Raw genomic sequence first — 17,087 nt, 5'->3', positions numbered from 1 at the left:
CTGATATTCAGGTTTTTCGAGCCGGTTTGCGCCTGCGCGCATAGGCAACCGATGCCGGAATGGTCAGCGAAACCGTCGTTCCCGATCCCGGCGCGCTGCGGATCGACAGGGTCGCGCCCATTCGCTCGGCGCGCTCGCGCATGCCGACCAGCCCGAAATGGCCTTTCTGTTCGGCGACGCGGGCCAGGCGCATGTCGAAACCGATCCCGTCGTCGACAAAATCGAACCGCATCGCCTTGCGGCCGAAGGTCAGGCGAAGCTCGACCAGCTGCGGCCGGGCATGGCGCGCGGCGTTGAACAGCGCCTCGCCGGCGATCCGCACGACCTCCTCGACCACCACCGACCGGAGCGGCCGCGACGTACCGATCGTGCCGACGTCGATTCGGACCTCCGGCGCGAAGGGTTGCAGTTCGGCCAGCTCACAGAGAATCACCTCGAGCGGCCGATCGTCGGACAGCCGCAGGTTGAGCACGCTTTCGCGGCCCTCGGCGAGCAATTGATCGGCCCGGTCGAGCGCGCTTTCGAGCAAGTCCCGAATCGGCTCGCCCGCGGGCAGATCGTCGGCGACGCACTGGAAGCGGATGATCAACCCCTGGACCCCCTGGAGCAGCGTATCGTGAAGCTCGCGCGCGATACGCTCACGCTCATGCGCGCGCTCCTCGACCCGCGACCGCACCTGATAGGCGACCTGGCGCAACCGCAGGCTGTAGATGCCCCATAGCAGGAGGCCCACGCCCAGCACGCAGGCGGCGCGAAATCCCCAGCTCTGGGTCAAGGTCGGCGGGATCGAGAAGGTGACGCCGGCGCCCTGGCGATTCCACAGCCCGTCATTGTTGCTGGCGAGCACCCTGAACCGATAGTCGCCCGGCCCCAGATTGTCATAGGCCGCCACCCGGCGATTGCCCGCCTCGATCCAGCCTTCGTCGCGCCCCTCGAGCCGGTAGCGGAACTGGATCCGGCTGGGGACCGAGAGGCTGAGCGCAGTGTAACCGATCGTCAGGCTGGTAGTGCCCGCCGGCAGCGCGATATCCTGCGGGTGACGGTAGCGGGCGGTCGCGGTCGAGATCGACCGGATCACCACCGGCGGCGCCAGCCGGTTGCGGTGGAGGGTCGCGGGATCGACATAGAGGATGTTGCGCCGGGTGAGGAACCAGAGCCGTCCGTCGCCGCCCACCGCCGCCTGCGCACCCGGAGTCTTTTGCGCGAAGCTGTTGAGGCCGTCGCGAAAGTCGAAAATCTCGTGCAGCAGCGCGCCGCCGCGCCCAAAGGCCACGTCGAGCGCCGCCGACCGCATCCGGACGATCCCGGCATCGCCGATCGTCCAGGTCTCGCCTGCTGCGGTCTGGACGAGGCCGTTGATCGAGGCGAGCCACGGATAGCGGGTCGCGGCGAGGGTCGCGACCGATCCCGCCCGCAGCCGGGCTAACCCCTTCGCCCCGCCGACATAGAGCGCCGACACCCCGCCCGACAGCCCCTCGAGACCACCGACGTCGAAGCGCTCCTTGAAGATCGGCTCGAACGGCGCGGCGGCGAAGCGCGGCGGTTTCGACCGGAACAGGATCGCGGCGCGGCCATCGGGAGCGGGCGCGATATTGGCGGGAATCCCGACGTCGGAGGAAAGGCCGGGCCAGCGATGCCAGACCCCCGCCTGGAACCAGTAGAGCCCCTTGTCGGCGGCGGGCATCCACAGCCGGCCGGCGGCGTCCTCGGCACAGCCATAGGCATTGACGTCGGGCTTGGCGAAGCGGCTGATCGTGGTGCCGGCGATGTGCAGGATCTGGGTGTCGAGCGTCGCCCACACCCCGTTCGCCGAGGCACAGAGCGCGCCCGGCAGGCTCGACGTCTTCACGACCAGCCGGGCGGCCCCCCGCGGGGCGATGCGGTAGATCGCGTCGCTGTCGGAAATATAGACCGCCCCGTCGGGCGCCGCGGCGATCCGATAGCCTTGCGGCGAATTGGCCGGAATGTTCGGCTCGACCACCAGCCCGGCGGGCCGCAGCATATCGAGGCCGAGTTCGCTCCCGATCCACACATCATTTTCGCGATCGACGAACAATGCGTGGGTCTGGTCCGATGTCAGCCCGTCGGCGGCGGTGAAACCGGCGATCCGCGCCTGGTTGCGGTCGACCGAGACTCCGCTGCCGTTCAGATCGGGCGGGATCTGGAAGATGCCGTCGGTCCAGGTCGTGCCCCAGAGCCGCCCGGCCTGGTCGAACAGGATCCGGCTGCCACCGACGGCATCGGCATGAGGGAAGCCGTCCGCGACCTTGTCGGTCCCCCCCGCCTTCGCCCGCGGCCGCAGCAACCGGGTCGAACGCGCGTCCGACACCCAGATCCGCCCCTTCGGATCCTCAGCGAGGCTGGCGCGCGCGGTGATGCGCTCGCCGGTCGGCTCGAACCGGTCCGCGGCGGGGCGCTTGAAGACGATCGTCTCGGCGAGCACCGCCCAGAGCGTGCCGTCGCGCGAGACATGCAGTCCCCAGATGCGTTGGTCGGGCAGCCCCTGCGCCGGCCCGAGTTCGCGCCATCGGCCTTGGGCATAGGCCGCGAGGATGTCGCGGGTGCGCCCACCGCGCGCGACCCAGATGGTGCCGTCCGCGCCTTCGGCCAGCCCGGTCACCTCGCGCGAGGGGTTGGGCATATGCGCATCGACGAGATGGCCGCCGCGATAGACCATCACCCCGCCGCTCCGCGCGAGGCCCGCCCAGAGCGCGCCCGATCGCGCGCCCAATATCTCGGCGACGACCGGATTGGCATCGTCGCGCCGGTCGGGATGGATCTTCTCGAAGGTGACGCCGTCGAAACGGAACAGCCCGTCGACGCTGCCGATCCACAGATAGCCGTCGCGCGACTGGGCGATCGCGTTGATACGGCTCGGCGCGCCGCCCTCGAGCGACCAGCTCATATGCTTGAACGCGCGGATCGGCGGCAGCGCGGCGGCAGTGGCGACACCTGCGGCGAACAACGCGATAACCACAGCGATCAGACGATCAGCCCGCATCCAACCCTGCAGCCCCCGCGCGACATTGCGGCCGATCCCCTAGCATCGCCCCCGGCCGGCGGCGAGCGCCCCGTTCGGGTGGCGGGGTGCGGCGATGCGTCATTTGACGTAGGTCGGTGGCAGGCGCCAAGGCGCATGCAGTTTTCAGCTTTCTCGACACGAACCGGGGCGATGCGACTTTTTCCTGCTTCCTTGGGCCACCTGCTCCGGCGCGAGCCGCTGATCGTCTTCCTGCTGATCGGCGGCGGACTGTTCCTCGCTTATCACCTTCTCCATGCCCGCGACGAACGGATCGAGGTCTCGCACGAGACCCAGGCGGGTCTCGCCGAGGACTATGCGACGCTGTCGGGCCATCGCCCCGACGCCGCCGAGAAGAAGATGGTGACCGACAATTATATCGCCGACGAGCTGCTGTTCCGCGAGGCGGTCAGGCGCGGGGTCCATCTGACCGATCGATCGATCCGCCAGCGGATGATCGACAAGATGCGCTTCCTGACCGTCAAGCAGCCCGCCGATCCGACCGAAGCCCAGCTGCGCAGCTATTATGCGAAACATCCCGGCCTCTACCAGATCGAGCCGAGCATGAGCTTCGACCATGTGTTCTTCGCGCAGCCGCCGAAGAACGATGTCGAAATCCTTGCCCATCTCGACGCCGGCCAGACGGTCGCCGGCGACGATTTCTGGATGGGTCATGCGATGTCGCGCTACGGCGAATCGATGATCAGCAGCATGTTCGGGCTGCCCTTCCTCGACACGCTGCGCAAGGCGCCGACGGCGATGTGGATCGGCCCGGTCAAATCGTCGCGCGGCTGGCATTTCGTCCGGGTCGGCCAGCGTTTCGGCACGACGCGCCGGCCTTATGACGAGGTCCGTGACCAGGTTCGCCAGGACTATCTGACGTCGGCAAGCCAGGCCGCGCTCGCCACCGAGATCGCCCGGCTGAAAAAGGACTATGCGATTGTCGTCGCCCCTTGAGCGATCGGCCGGTTCCGCACGGTTTCCGGCGCGATTCCGCGGCGTACGTCAAATGCCCGATGCCGGGACCGGCATCGCTTCGCTAGCCCTGATGCCGTACCCGTTCCGTGCCCCCTTTCCCGAGCCGAAGACGCCCGCCCCGTAGAGGAGACCCAATGCGAACCGCTCGTTATCCAACGGCTTTCGCCCAGACCGCTATCGCCATATCCGCGCTCGCCCTGCTCGCCGCCTCCGCCTCGGCGGCGCCGCAGGCGGTGTCGGGGCAGGACGCGCAGCCGGCGGGTGTCGACCGCAAGCCCGAAAAGCCCGAACCGATCGAGATTCCGGCCGACCTCCAGGCCAAGCTGTCGACGCTGTCGCCCAAGCAGCTCGACTATGTGAAGAGCGGCAAGAGCCGGCGGATCGTGAAGCCCGAAGCGATGTTCGCGCGCTTCCGCACGCTGAACCCGGCCCAGCTCGCCAGCTATGTCGACGTCATGCTCGGCCTGCAGGACCAGGTCGATTTCAAGCCCGGCCGCGACAAGGGGGTGATCGCGCTCGACAGCAGCTCGCCGAGCTTCAACGCGTGGAAGGTCAAGCGCCCCGCCGCGCTCAACCCCAAGCGCACGCCGGGCCCGATCGCGCTGTCGCGCTATGTCGGCGGCTTCGGATCGGGCTTCGCGACCTTCGCCAATGCGCCGGTCGCGCTGACCCCCGAGGATCTCAAGGCCGGCAAGGTCGACGTCGCGATCGTCGGCGCGCCGCTCGACATGGGTTCGGGCTATCGTGACGCGAAGAACGGCCCGGCGGCGATGCGCACCGCGATGGGCGCGCAGGGGCCGTTCGGCAACGACATGTATTCGATGATCGATCCGGGCCGGGCGATGCGGATCGCCGACTATGGCGACATCGCGATCGACAATCTGAGCACCGAGCGCAGCGTCGACCATGTCCGCGAGGTGGTGCGCGAGATCGCGAAGACCGGGGCGATCCCGATCGTCGTCGGCGGCGACCACAGCCTCGAATATCCCAATGTCGCGGCGATGGCCGACGTCTACGGCAAAGGCAAGATCGGCGTCGTCCATTTCGATTCGCATTATGACGCCGGCAGCGACCGCGTGCATCTGATCGACCATGGCCAGCCGGTCTACCGGGTGCTCCACGAAGGCCATGTGCTCGGCAAGAATTATGTCCAGGTCGGCCTGCGCGCGCGCGGCCCCGACGTCGCCACCTTCAAGTGGATGCGCGAGCAGGGCATGAATTATCACACGATGGTCGAGGTCGAGAAGATCGGCTGGGCCGCGGTGATGGAGAAGGCGGTCGCCGAGGCGAAGCGCAACACCGACAAGATCTGGATCTCGTTCGACGTCGACGTGCTCGACCCGGCCTTCATGCCCGGCACCGGCACCCCGGTTCCGGGTGGGCTGACGATGCGCGAGGCGCAGCCGATCATGCGACGGCTGTGCGCCGAGAACAACGTCGTCGGCATGGATATCGTCGAGGTCGCCCCCTATCTCGACACCAGCTACAAGACCGCGCTCAACAGCGATTTCCTGGTCAATGCCTGCCTCGCCGGCATCGCGATGCGCAAGAAGGGGCTGACCCAGCCGCACTGGCTGAGCCCGCTGTCGTCGAGCGCCAAGGACGAAAGCCCCAAGACCGCCAAGAGCAGCCCCAAGAAGGGAGCCCGCAAATGATCCGCCGCCTGTTCGCCCATGGCCGACGCGGCCAGATTCCGGTCGCCGCCCTGCTTGCCGCGACCTTCCTGTCGACGGCGACGCTGTCCGCCGAGGCCTTGGCCAAGCCGATCGGCTTCGCCGCCGATGTCGCGCCGAAGGTCGAGGCGCTGTCGGCCGACAAGCGCGCCTTCATCTCCGAATCGGACAATCTGCCGCAGTTGATGCTGATCCCGCAGAAGGTCGAGGACGCGTTCCGCACCCGGACCCCGGCCGAGGTCGACGCCTATGTCACCGGACTGATGCAGGTCGTCGCCGACTCGCGCTTTCAGCCCGGAGTCGACAGCGCCGAGATCGCGCTCAACCCGGGCGCCACCGGCTTCAACGGCAGCACGACGCTGAAGCCGGCGCTGTTCGACGAATATCCGCGCGAGCCGGGCCCATTCAGCCTCGACCATTATATGTTCGACAAGGGCGGCGTCCGCACCTTCGCCCATGCGCCGATCGCGCTGCGCAAGGAGGATCTGGTCGCGGGCAAGGTCGAGGTCGCGTTCGTCGGGGTGCCGCTCGATTTCAGCTCGGGCTGGCGCGACGGCAAGCATGGCCCGATGTTCCTGCGCGGATCGGACGGGCTGGTCGGCACCGACATCTATACCGGCATCGATCCCGCGCTGGCGCTACGGCTCGCCGACTTCGGCGATATCTCGATCGATTATATGAGCGTCGAGCGGACGATCGACCATGTCCGCTTCATGATCGGCGACATCGCCTCGACCGGCGCGGTGCCGTTCATCGTCGGCGGCGACCATTCGCTGATGTACCCGGACGTCGCGGCGATGGTCGACGTCTATGGCAAGGGCAAGGTCGGGGTGATCCAGCTCGACGCACATTATGAAGGCGATCAGAAGAGCGAACATCTGATCTCGGACACCCAGGCGGTCCGCCGCCTGATCGGCGACGGCATCATCGCCGGCGGCGACATCGTCCAGGTCGGCCTGCGCGGCGGCGAGGCGAGCACCGCCGATCTCGACCGGATGCGGTCGCAGGGGGTGCGCTTCCACAGCATGGCCGACATCGAGAGGGACGGCTGGCAGAGCGTGGTCAAGAAGGCGCTCGACGAGGTCCGCGCCGGCCCTGACCATCTGTTCATCTCGTTCGACCTGAGCGTCCTCGACCCGGTTTATGCGACCGCGGTCGGCCGGCCCGTCCCGAACGGCCTGACGATGCGCGAAGCGGTGCCGCTGGTGCGGATGCTGTGTTCGCAGAGCAAGGTCGTCGGCTTCGAGGTCCTCGATCCGGCGCCGATCCTCGATACGACCTACAAGACCGCGCAGAACGCCAATTATATCATGCACTCGTGCCTGGCGGGCATCGCCCAGCGCAAGGCGGGGAACTGAGTTTCGGGGCCGGACGGATCGACCGCCCGGTCCCTAGAGTATGTCCTGATCAAATCGATCAGAACATGCTCTAATAGCCTTTGTTTTCCGCATTTTCCGAGCCGTCAGGTGATTCCACCTGACTTGAAAATGCTCTAGCCCCACCGTCTCCCCGGCCTTGTGCCGGGGCCCATGGCTGGTGCGACAAATGCCAGTATCGAAAGCTTGGTGGTCCATCGACATCGGTTGCGTTTGAACCGCAATGCCGGCCTGTGTGGAAATAGCCATGGACCCCGGCACAAGGCCGGGGCGACCCTGAATATCCGGGCTCAGCGCGACGTCGTGCGCACCGCGAACGCGGCGGCGGCGGCGCGGGTCTCGACCCCCAGCTTCTCGAACAAATGCTCGAGATGCTTGTTCACCGTCCGCGGGCTGATCCCCAATATCTCGCTGATCACCCGGTTGGGCTTGCCGTTGCTGATCCACAGCAGCACCTCGGCCTCGCGCGGGGTCAGGTTGTAGCGGGCCTGGAGCCGCTCGATGTCGGCGCTCTGGCCGATCATGTTGAGCCGGACGAGGATCTCGTCGCGTTTCCAGCGCGCGACCAGCAATATCTCGAGGGTCGATCCCGGCAGCTCGATCTTGACGCTGCCACCGCTCGCGACATCGCTCGCGACCAGCCGGGCGATCGCGCCGCCGACCATCGCCGGGACGGTGCCATCCTCCTTCGACCAGGCCGGGTCGAGATCGCTCAGCAATTGTTCGCTATGCGGGGTGCACCAGAGCAGCCCGCCATCTGCATCGACCGCGAGCAGGTGGCGGCCGGTGGCGTCGAGCGCGATCTGGCTGCCATGGGCGATCTTGGCGTTGGCGAGGTGGACCCGCACGCGGGCCAGCAGTTCCTCGACGACGATCGGCTTGCGGACATAGTCGACCCCGCCCGCCTCGAGCGCGTTGACGACATGCTCGCTCTCGGTGAGCCCGGTCATGAAGATCACCGGGATATGCGCCCAGGCGCTGTTGCGCTTGATCGCCCGGGTCGCCTCGAACCCGCCCATGCCGGGCATCACCGCATCCATCAGGATCAGGCTGGGGGTGATATGGTCGAGCAGTTCGATCGCCGCCTCGCCGCTGGTGGCGATCAGCACGGTCATGCCGGCACGATCGATCGTGTCGGTCAGGAACCGCAGCGTCTCGGGCGTGTCGTCGATGACGAGGACGACCTCGCGGGGGGGAAGTTCAGCGGCCATCATCCTGCCTGGTCTTGAGCAATGTCCCGAGTCCCTTGAGATCGAAGCGGTCGAGCAAAGCGAGCAGGTCGCGCGCGAACGGGGCGGTGTCGGGAACCGCGCTCTCCATTTCGCGGATCTTGCCCTCGATGCCGCGGACATGACCGATCCGGACGAGCTGTTCGAGCGCGCTCACGAACGGCCGGGCTTCGGCGGCGAGCGGCGCGGGGACGCCTCCGGCGAGCCCGGTCGATTTCGACGGCGGCGGCTCGCTGCCCGACCATTCGAGCCCGAGCTGGTCGGCGATCGTGTCGAGCAGGGTGTTGAGCTCGACCGGCTTCATCAGGAACATGTCATGCGCTTCATATCCGTCCCCGCCGCGGCGGAATTCATGGGCGTCGGCCGACACCATGACGATCCGCACCGCCGTCCCATGCGCCTCGCGCAGCCGGCGCGCGGTCTCCCAGCCCGATATCCCCGGCATGGTGATGTCGAGCAGCACCAGGTCGGGATGGGTCTGCCCCGCCAGCACCAGCCCGCTCTCGCCGTCGAGCGCGGTATAGACGGTGAAGCCGATCGGTTCGAGCAGGTTGCGCAGCACCGAGATCTGGGTGGGGTCGTCGTCGATCAGCAACACCGACCGGCGATCACCGGCATAGCCGCTGACCGCGTCGCCGCTCGCGCCCTCGGGGACCGCGCTGCCGGCCGCCTGCGACAGCATCAGCCTGATCGTGAAGCTGGTCCCCACGCCGGGTTCGCTCCTGATCTTGATCTCGCCGCCGAGGATCTGGACGAGGGCGTGGGTGATCGACAGCCCCAGCCCGACCCCCTGCTGGCGCTGGACGTTGGGATTGCTGCCCCGCTCGAACGGATCGAAGATCTTCTTGAGATCCTTCGGGTCGATGCCGATGCCGGTGTCGCTGATCTCGAAGGTCGCCAGCTGGCTGCGATATTTGATGCGGAAGGCGACCTCGCCGCGTTCGGTGAACTTGATCGCGTTCGACAGCACGTTGATCAGGATCTGGCGCAGCCGCTTCTGATCGGTGTGGACGAATTCGGGCAGGCGTTCGGGCCGCTCGAAGACGAAGTTGATCCCCTTGGCGTGTGCCTGCGGCCGGAACATGTTGGCGAGCTGGTCGAGGAAGGACGGCAGCCGCACCGTGTCGCGGCTGATCCGCAACACCCCGCTTTCGACCTGCGAGATGTCGAGCAGCCCCTCGACCAGGTTGGTGAGATGTTCCGAGCTGCGCCGGATCACCTTGGCGGCCTCGACCGGCGAGACGTCGCTGCCGCGCTCGAGCAGCTGCGCATAGCCGTAGATCGAATTGAGCGGCGAGCGGATCTCGTGGCTGACATTGACGAGGTAGCGGCTCTTGGCGGCATTGGCGAGTTCGGCGGCCTCCTTCGCCTTCTGGAGCTGGCTGTCGGTGACCTCGTGCGCGGCGATCTCCTCGACCAGCATCTGCAGATGATATTGGGTTTCCTTCATCGCGCCGCGGCGGCTTTCATGCGCGAGCACGATGATCCATGCGGCGATCCCCGCCAGCACGAAGAAGATGAAGAACACGCCGAGCAGCACCGGCCCGATCACCGCGCCGGTGCCGGGATAGCGGCCGACATATTCGGAATAGACGATGTTGAGGACCAGCGCGTTGCACAGGGTGATCAGCGACATCACCCCGATGAAATGGCCGACCGGCGTGTGGACATAGCGGGCGATGCGGTCGGGCAGCAGCCGCTCGAGCCAGTGCGCGACCTGCTCGGCGGCGCGGCTGTTCTCCTTGCAGCGATCGTGGCAGCGCGCCTCGAGCGTGCAGCACAGCGAGCAGATCGGCGCGGCGTAGACCGGGCAATGCGCCATGTCGTGCGGCTGGAAATCATTCTCGCAGATCACGCAGGACAGTGGTTCGCCGTCGGCGGGCAGGCTCGACGCGCGGGCGAGATAATAGCGGCCGCGGGTCGCGAGCGCGATCGCGGGCGCCGCGACGAAGGCGACCGCCAGCCCGATCGCCGGCGCGAACGCCTGCATCAACGCGCCGAGCAGGCCGATATGCGACACTGTCGAGGCGGCGAGCGACAGCGCCATCGCCCCGACCCCTACGGGATTGATGTCGTAGAGATGCGCGCGCTTGAACTCGATTCCCCTGGGCGAGAGGCCGAGCGGCTTCGACACCATCAGGTCGGCCGCCAGCGCGCCGATCCAGCCGGCGGCGGCATTGGCGTAGAGGATCAATATGCCCTCGATCGCGCCGAGGATGCCGACCTCCATCAGCAGCAGCGACAGCAGCACGTTGAAGATCAGCCAGACCACGCGCCCCGGATGGCTGTGGGTCAGCCGCGCGAAGAAGTTCGACCAGGCGATCGAGCCGGCATAGGCGTTGGTGACATTGATCTTGAGCTGGCAGACGATCACGAAGATGCCGGTGATCGCCAGCGCCAGCCCGGGGCGGCTCGTCATCGAGGTGAAGATCGTCAGGAACAGGTCGGTCGGGCTCGCCGCATTCGCAGGCACCACCGCATGGCGCAGCGCATAGTCGGCGAGGAACGAGCCGAGCAGCAGCTTGGTGCCGCCGATCAGCGTCCAGCCGGGCCCGCTGACGATCAGCGACAGCCACCAGCGCCTGGCGCCGGTCTTGGCCTGCGACGGCAGGAAGCGCAGATAATCGGCCTGCTCGCCGATCTGCGGCAGCAGCGACAACAAGGTCGAGAAGGCCAGTCCGAAATAGAGCAGGCTGACGCTGCCGTCGTGGAGGCCGAACTGGCCGGTGAAACTGCTCCACTGCTCGAGCGCGGGCTGGCCGAGCCATAATATATAGGCGATCGGCGCGAGCTGGATCAGCACCCAGACCGGCTGGGTGATCGCCTGGAACCGGGTGATGACGCTCATGCCGTAGAGCGCGATCGGGATCACGACCAGCGAGCTCGCCACATAGGCCAGGCTCATCGGGATGTGGAACATCGCCGCCAACGCGACCGCCATTATGCTCGCCTCGACCGAGAAGAGCAGGAAGGTGAAGGAGGCGTAGATCAGCGAGGTGATCGTCGAGCCGAGATAGCCGAAGCCCGCACCGCGGGTGAGCAGGTCGATGTCGAGTCCCTGCCTGGCCGAATGATAGGCGATCGGAAAGCCGATCACGAACATCAGCACCACCGCCGCGGCGATCGCCGCGACGCTGTTCGAAAAGCCGTAGGCCAGCGTGATCGTGGCGCCGATCGCCTCGCAGGCGAGAAAGGCCGCGGCGCCGGCCGCGGTGTTGGCGACCCGCCCGGCCGACCAGATCCGCGCATGATCGGCGGTATAGCGCAGCGCATAGTCCTCCAGCGTCTGGCTGGCGGCCCATTTGTTATAGAGACGCTTCTCCCGGTAGATATACGCGGGACGGTTCATCCTATCTCCGTGGCTCTGGCAGGCGGCCTGGCTTCGGGACGAAGCCGGCGGCGATCCTGGCGCGGTTATAGTCCCACGGGCGGGTGAACAAGAAATGACCGCAATGGCCGCCCGCGCGCCGGCCAGCCATGCGAGGCGGGCCGTTCGGGGCGGGAGCGAGGCGGAGAGAGGCCATGCCGCCGGTTGTGCGGGCACCCCCGAGTCGCCGACATAGTGTGTTTGACGTATAGGTCAGTCGGCGGTGCGCGACCCCGGTGTCGCCGGATCGCGCACCGATGGATCAGGTGGTCGGCCGCTTGTACGGCTTCGGCCGGGCATAGGCGGGATCGACCTTCTCGACCTTGCCCTCGCGCTCGCCCTTCAACCCGGCTTCGGGCTGCATATGCTCGGTGGTGAGATCGGACAGGAAATTGACCTGCTTGATCCCCTTCTTGCGCATGGCGATGCCGGTCAGGCAGGCATGCATCACGAAATTGGCATTGAGCGCGGTGCGGTAGCTCGGGTCGATCTGCGGCGCGACCTCGACGATCTCGAAGCCGACGATGTCGTTCTCGGCGCACAGCCGGCGCATGATCGGCAGCACCTCGCGCATCGTCAGCCCACCCGGCACCGGGGTCCCGGTCGCCGGCGCGAAGGCGGGGTCGAGCACGTCGACGTCGAAGCTGATGAACAGCTTCTTGCCGCCCTCGCGCGCTTCCTTGAGCGCGCGCTCCATCACCGTCTCCCAGCCGCTCTTCTCGATCTCGGGCATCGCATGATAGCGCACGCCGTTATTGCGCATCCATTCGAAGCCCTCGGCCCCCGGCCAGGGGCCGCGCAGGCCGACCTGGATATAGTTCTTGCCGAGGACATGGCCTTCCTTGACCGCGCGGTAGACCGGGGCGCCATGGGTGATGAAATGGACGCCGCCCTGGCCCGCGTCGAAATGCGAGTCGAAGTGGACGACCCCGAAGCTGCCCTTGCCATGGATGTCGGCGAGGCCGGCAACGTCCGAATATTCGAGACTATGGTCGCCGCCGACGATGAACGGGATCGTCCCGGTCTTCGCGATCTCGGCGACGCGCTCGCGGACATGGTGGACGGTGCGCTCGGTGCTCATATTGTCGACGGCGATGTCGCCATAGTCGACGATGTTGAGCTCCTTCGACGGGTCGACCATCGTGAACATGTCGATGCCGCCCGCGCCGTAGAGATCGCGCAGCGCCTGGGGGCCGCCCCTGGCGCCGCGATAGCCCGATCCCATGTCGAGCGGCGCGCCGACGATCGCGACGTCGACCTTCCCGGCGACCAGGTCCTCGGGATAGATCGCCACCGGCGAATTGGCGAAGGTGGCGATGCCGCCGCGGCCGTTCATATAATAGCTCAGGTTGATCGGACCGGGCTCGCGCGGCAGCGTCAGGATCTTCGGCCGCATCGTCTTCCAGTTGTTGAAACCGGGCTGGCTGGTGTCGAGCGGGATCGACGCCATGTCGGTCTCGGGGTGGAACTTGCCGGCATCGACCACCGACATCATGCCGTCGACATAGGCCTCGATCTCGCCGGAGGTCTTGTTCTGCAGGCGCTGGAACAGCTTGTCGAACGAACCGGCCATGCCCTCGGCCTTGTCCGACAGCAGGAAATCGCGCTTCTCCTTCGACAATTTTGCGATCTTGGGCTCGAGCCAGGCCGGCGGCTTAACATTGTCGGAGCCCAGCGCGATCGTTGCCGAGACGAACGCCACCCCGGCCAGCAACATGCCCGCGACGACAGGTTTGAATTTCATCTGCGATCCCCCGACGACAATGGATTTTCGGGTGCAGGCTAAACGGCGGAAGAGGCCGGCCGATATGGGGCGATTGACGTAGCCGGCCGCCGCGCCGCGGCCGGCGGGCGATGGCATCGCCGCCGCCGTCGCGATGCCCGCGACGGTCGAGGCTACGTCAAATGCCCCATGGCCGCATCCCGGCCCTCCCGCCAGCCTTGGGCGACGAGAGACATGGTCCTCGAACGGCGCCCCGCATCCGGGCCGGGTCGCCCGCGGCATTTCATGGAGAATTTCCCGACGATGTTGCCGCCCTCATGCTGATCGCGTCGACCTTCCTGCTGTGGGTCGTGGTGGCGCTGCTGATCGTCGCAGTGATCGCGCTGGCGCGGCAGATCGAAACGCTGCGCGAAGGATCCGCCCATCCGAACGCCGCTTATGGCCCGCAGGCCGGCGACGTCGCGCCGATGGTCGCCGGCGCGGGCATCACCGGAGGAGTGATCAGCGTCGGTGGCCGCGCGCACGACGGGCAGCCATCCTTGCTGCTGTTCGTCGCCCCCGATTGCACCCCGTGCCGGAAGATCGTGCCGGTCGCGATGGTGCTCGCGCGCGCCGAGGGGTTGCGGCTGGTCTTCGTCGGCGATGGCCGGGGCGACGGATATGGCGCGATGGTGAAACGCTACCGGATGGATGGCTTCGATTTCGCGCTCAGCGCGCAGATCGGCAAGGCCTATCGGATCGCCCGGCTGCCGACCGCGGCGCTGATCGCACCCAACGGCGTGCTGGGCGCGATCGGTCAGGTCGACCGGCGCGAGGATCTGCATAATCTGATCGTCGCGGGCAAAGCCCATGCCGATGCCGCGCGGGCCGCCGAACGGTCACGCGACGCCGATGGCGACGATCGGATCGCATCGATCGAGGCCGCACGCGGATAGCGGTCGCGCGGCCCCGATCAAGGGTCGCACCATCTCTCAGAACCTCATTCCAACGCATGTCACCGAATGGCGAATCGCCGGCATCGGCGGGCCACCCAAGCGCATAACCCCGAAATAATCTTATTAAAGTCAGACTGTTAATCGATACGTGCCCGCATACGTCAAACGCCCCATAGGCACGGAGGGGGGGTATCCGCACCCTTGCGAGGCTCCTGATGCACGGGTCGATCCCGCGGCCTGCGGCATCGAATGGCGACACGCGAAGATCGCCTGGGTGGGAGCGGCGAGGACGCCGATCCGGCACGGAATCACAAAAAAGGGGGAATCATGTTGCGCCGATCCTTGAAGAGCTATGCCCTGTTGTCCGCCACCGCCCTGGCCAGCACCCTGTCCATTTCGGCCCATGCCCAGACGATCGCCCCGGCCGAAGCCGCCGCCGACGCCGGTGACGGCGACGCCATCATCGTCACCGGCACGCGCCGCTCGGTTTCGCTGCAGGACGCGCCGATCAACATCGCCGCGCTGTCGTCCGAGCAGATCGAATCGAAGGGCATCGCCGACATTCGCGATCTCGCCAACTTCACCCCCGGCGTCACCGTGCTCGACACCGGTTCGCGCAGCGCCAGCAAGATCGTCCTGCGCGGCCTGTCGGCCAACGACACCGGTATCGGCGGCAGCAACAACGAGAATGCGGTCGCGACCTATCTCGGCGAAGTCCCGCTCTACCTCGACTTCAAGTTGCTCGACATCGACCGGGTCGAAGTGCTGCTCGGGCCGCAGGGCACGCTGTACGGCGCCGGCACGCTGGCCGGCGCGATCCGCTATATCCCCAAGCGCCCGAACGCCAGCCAGGTCGAAGGCTATGTCCATCTGCGCAGCTCGACCACCGCGCACAGCGCCGACATCGGCTATACCGGCGACGCCGCGTTCAACATCCCGATCGTCGCCGACCATGTCGCGTTGCGTTCGGTCATCGGCTACACGTTCGAACCGGGCTTCATCGACTATAATTATGTGCTGAAGTCGCCCGGCGTCTCGCTGCCGCAGCCGGGCACGCTGTCGCTCGGCACCGATGCCCAGCAGGCCGCGAATTTCGAAAAGCACAAGGACGCCAATTTCGAACGTACCCTCACCAGCCGCAACACGCTGCTGCTGCAGGCGAACGACGATCTGAAGGCCTATCTGACCTATGCCTATCAGCTCACCAAGACCGACGGCTATCAGTCGAACAGCGCCGGCGTGCTCGGCACCGGCAAATATGAGCGCGCCTCGCGCTATCTCGAGCCGTCGCGCCGCGAGTCGCATCTCGTCTCGCTCGAACTGAACGCCAATCTGTTCGACTTCGCGAACCTCGTCTCGTCGACCGCCTACACCAAGCAGAAGATCACCAGCACCACCGACAACACCGATCTGCTGCTCGATCTCGATTATGACTATGAGCTGTTCCCGGCCTTCTCGTCCTATGCGCCGTCGGACATCACCTACAAGCAGTTCAACCAGGAAATCCGCCTGGTGTCGGCACATGGCGGACCGTTCAGCTGGGTGCTCGGCGGCTTCTACAACCAGTTCAAGAACGACCAGGTCCGCAACGAATATACGCCCGGCTATGCGGCCTATGCGAAGATCAACCGTCCCGACGATCTCGAATATATCTCGTTCGTGAATTCGAAGACCACCGAGAAGGCGATCTTCGGCGAGGGCACCTATCAGATCACCCCGAAATGGCAGGTCACCGCCGGCGGCCGCTATTTCAAATATGAAGCCGACGTGACCGGCGGCACCGACACGCCGTTCACCAGCGGCGGACGTCGCCGTACCCCCTATCCGCTGATCCAGTTCGATCCCACCCGGGTCCGTTCGGGCAGCACCAGCGATGACGGCTTCGTCTGGAAGCTCAACAGCTCGTACAAGATCAGCGACGAACTGATGACCTATGTCACCTTCAGCAAGGGCTACCGCATTGGCGGCGTCAATCGCGTCGCACCCTGCGTCCAGCCGCTGCCCGCCGGCCAGAATGTCTGCGCGCTGCCCGACGAACTCGTCTACGGACCCGACAAGACCAAGAATCTCGAACTCGGCGTCCGCTACAGCCTGTTCGATCGCAAGCTGACCGGCTCGCTGGCGGTCTATCATATCGACTGGGACGGCATCCAGGTCGGCAGCCGCACCATCAACGGCGCGGTCGGGATCACCGCCAACGCCGCCAAGGCGGTGTCGAAGGGCATCGAATCGAACCTGACGGTGCGGCCGATCGACCATCTCGAAATCCAGGGCACCTATTCGTACAACGACGTCCACCTGACCGCGGTCGCACCGGGCATCGTCGTCACGAACGCCGGCCGGGTCGACGGGCAAAAGGGCGATCGCCTGCCAGGTTCGCCCAAGAATTCGGGATCGCTTGGCGCCACCTATACGGTGCCGTTCGAATCCGGCGCCGATCTCAAGCTGAACTGGACCGCCGCCTATCGCGGTGGCGTTCTGACCCGCATCGGCGGCCGCGGCTTCGGCGAGCGGATCCCGGCCTATGTCACCCATCGCGTGGCGGCGACCTACGCCACCGACAAATGGGACGTCAGCCTGTTCGCCAACAATCTGTTCGACAAATATGCGGTGACCTCGGTCGGCCAGACCAAGGAACAGATCGGCGTCAACGATGGTGTCGTCCTGCGCTATTATTCGAAGTCGGTGATCCGGCCGCGGGTGCTCGGCGTCGAAACCCGCTTCCGCTTCTGATCGCTCGATCGGCAGCCTTCCGTTTCACTGGTGGCCGCTCCTTCGGGAGCGGCC

General features: G+C 66.3%; 9 protein-coding genes. 5 read left to right on the top strand and 4 right to left on the bottom strand.

What is annotated here, in order from left to right:
• Positions 1 to 7: 7 nt before the first annotated feature.
• Positions 8 to 3,001, bottom strand: coding sequence for a sensor histidine kinase (locus tag AC1RM6_RS15050; RefSeq protein ID WP_493102572.1), 2,994 nt, complete (start codon positions 2,999 to 3,001; stop codon positions 8 to 10).
• Positions 3,002 to 3,193: 192 nt separating this feature from the next.
• Between AC1RM6_RS15050 and AC1RM6_RS15045 the strand changes: the two genes are divergently transcribed.
• The 3 genes from AC1RM6_RS15045 to AC1RM6_RS15035 all read left to right on the top strand — a co-directional run bounded on the left by AC1RM6_RS15045 (position 3,194) and on the right by AC1RM6_RS15035 (position 7,028).
• Entirely contained in the window at positions 3,194 to 3,976 is a 783-nt protein-coding gene (locus AC1RM6_RS15045; RefSeq protein WP_493102570.1) for a peptidyl-prolyl cis-trans isomerase, read from the top strand.
• Positions 3,977 to 4,131: 155 nt separating this feature from the next.
• Positions 4,132 to 5,652 (top strand): agmatinase family protein, encoded by a 1,521-nt coding sequence (locus AC1RM6_RS15040; RefSeq protein WP_493102568.1) that lies wholly within the window; start codon positions 4,132 to 4,134, stop codon positions 5,650 to 5,652.
• Positions 5,649 to 7,028, top strand: coding sequence for an agmatinase family protein (locus AC1RM6_RS15035; RefSeq protein ID WP_493102566.1), 1,380 nt, complete (start codon positions 5,649 to 5,651; stop codon positions 7,026 to 7,028). Before AC1RM6_RS15040 ends, AC1RM6_RS15035 begins: the two co-directional genes overlap by 4 nt.
• A gap of 308 nt (positions 7,029 to 7,336) precedes the next feature.
• Here AC1RM6_RS15035 and AC1RM6_RS15030 read toward each other — a convergent pair whose 3' ends face one another.
• From AC1RM6_RS15030 to AC1RM6_RS15020, 3 genes are all read right to left on the bottom strand, one after another.
• On the bottom strand, positions 7,337 to 8,260 hold the full coding sequence (locus AC1RM6_RS15030; RefSeq protein ID WP_493102564.1) for a response regulator: 924 nt from the start codon (positions 8,258 to 8,260) through the stop codon (positions 7,337 to 7,339).
• The gene (locus AC1RM6_RS15025; protein ID WP_493102562.1) at positions 8,247 to 11,624 is read right to left on the bottom strand and encodes a hybrid sensor histidine kinase/response regulator; all 3,378 of its coding nucleotides are present in this window, start codon (positions 11,622 to 11,624) and stop codon (positions 8,247 to 8,249) included. Before AC1RM6_RS15025 ends, AC1RM6_RS15030 begins: the two co-directional genes overlap by 14 nt.
• Before the next feature lie 280 nt (positions 11,625 to 11,904).
• Positions 11,905 to 13,386, bottom strand: coding sequence for an agmatinase family protein (locus AC1RM6_RS15020; RefSeq protein WP_493102560.1), 1,482 nt, complete (start codon positions 13,384 to 13,386; stop codon positions 11,905 to 11,907).
• A 296-nt stretch (positions 13,387 to 13,682) separates the two neighbouring features.
• Between AC1RM6_RS15020 and AC1RM6_RS15015 the strand changes: the two genes are divergently transcribed.
• Complete coding sequence (locus AC1RM6_RS15015) at positions 13,683 to 14,300, top strand: thioredoxin domain-containing protein (protein ID WP_493102558.1); 618 nt, start codon at positions 13,683 to 13,685, stop codon at positions 14,298 to 14,300.
• A gap of 327 nt (positions 14,301 to 14,627) precedes the next feature.
• On the top strand, positions 14,628 to 17,033 hold the full coding sequence (locus AC1RM6_RS15010; protein WP_493102557.1) for a TonB-dependent receptor: 2,406 nt from the start codon (positions 14,628 to 14,630) through the stop codon (positions 17,031 to 17,033).
• The last annotated feature ends 54 nt before the right edge of the window (positions 17,034 to 17,087 follow it).

It is taken from the genome of Rhizorhabdus sp. GW822-FHT03C02 (assembly GCF_058801765.1).
Note: the sequence above shows the minus strand (reverse complement) of the source record. Positions and strands in the feature narration are given on the sequence as shown.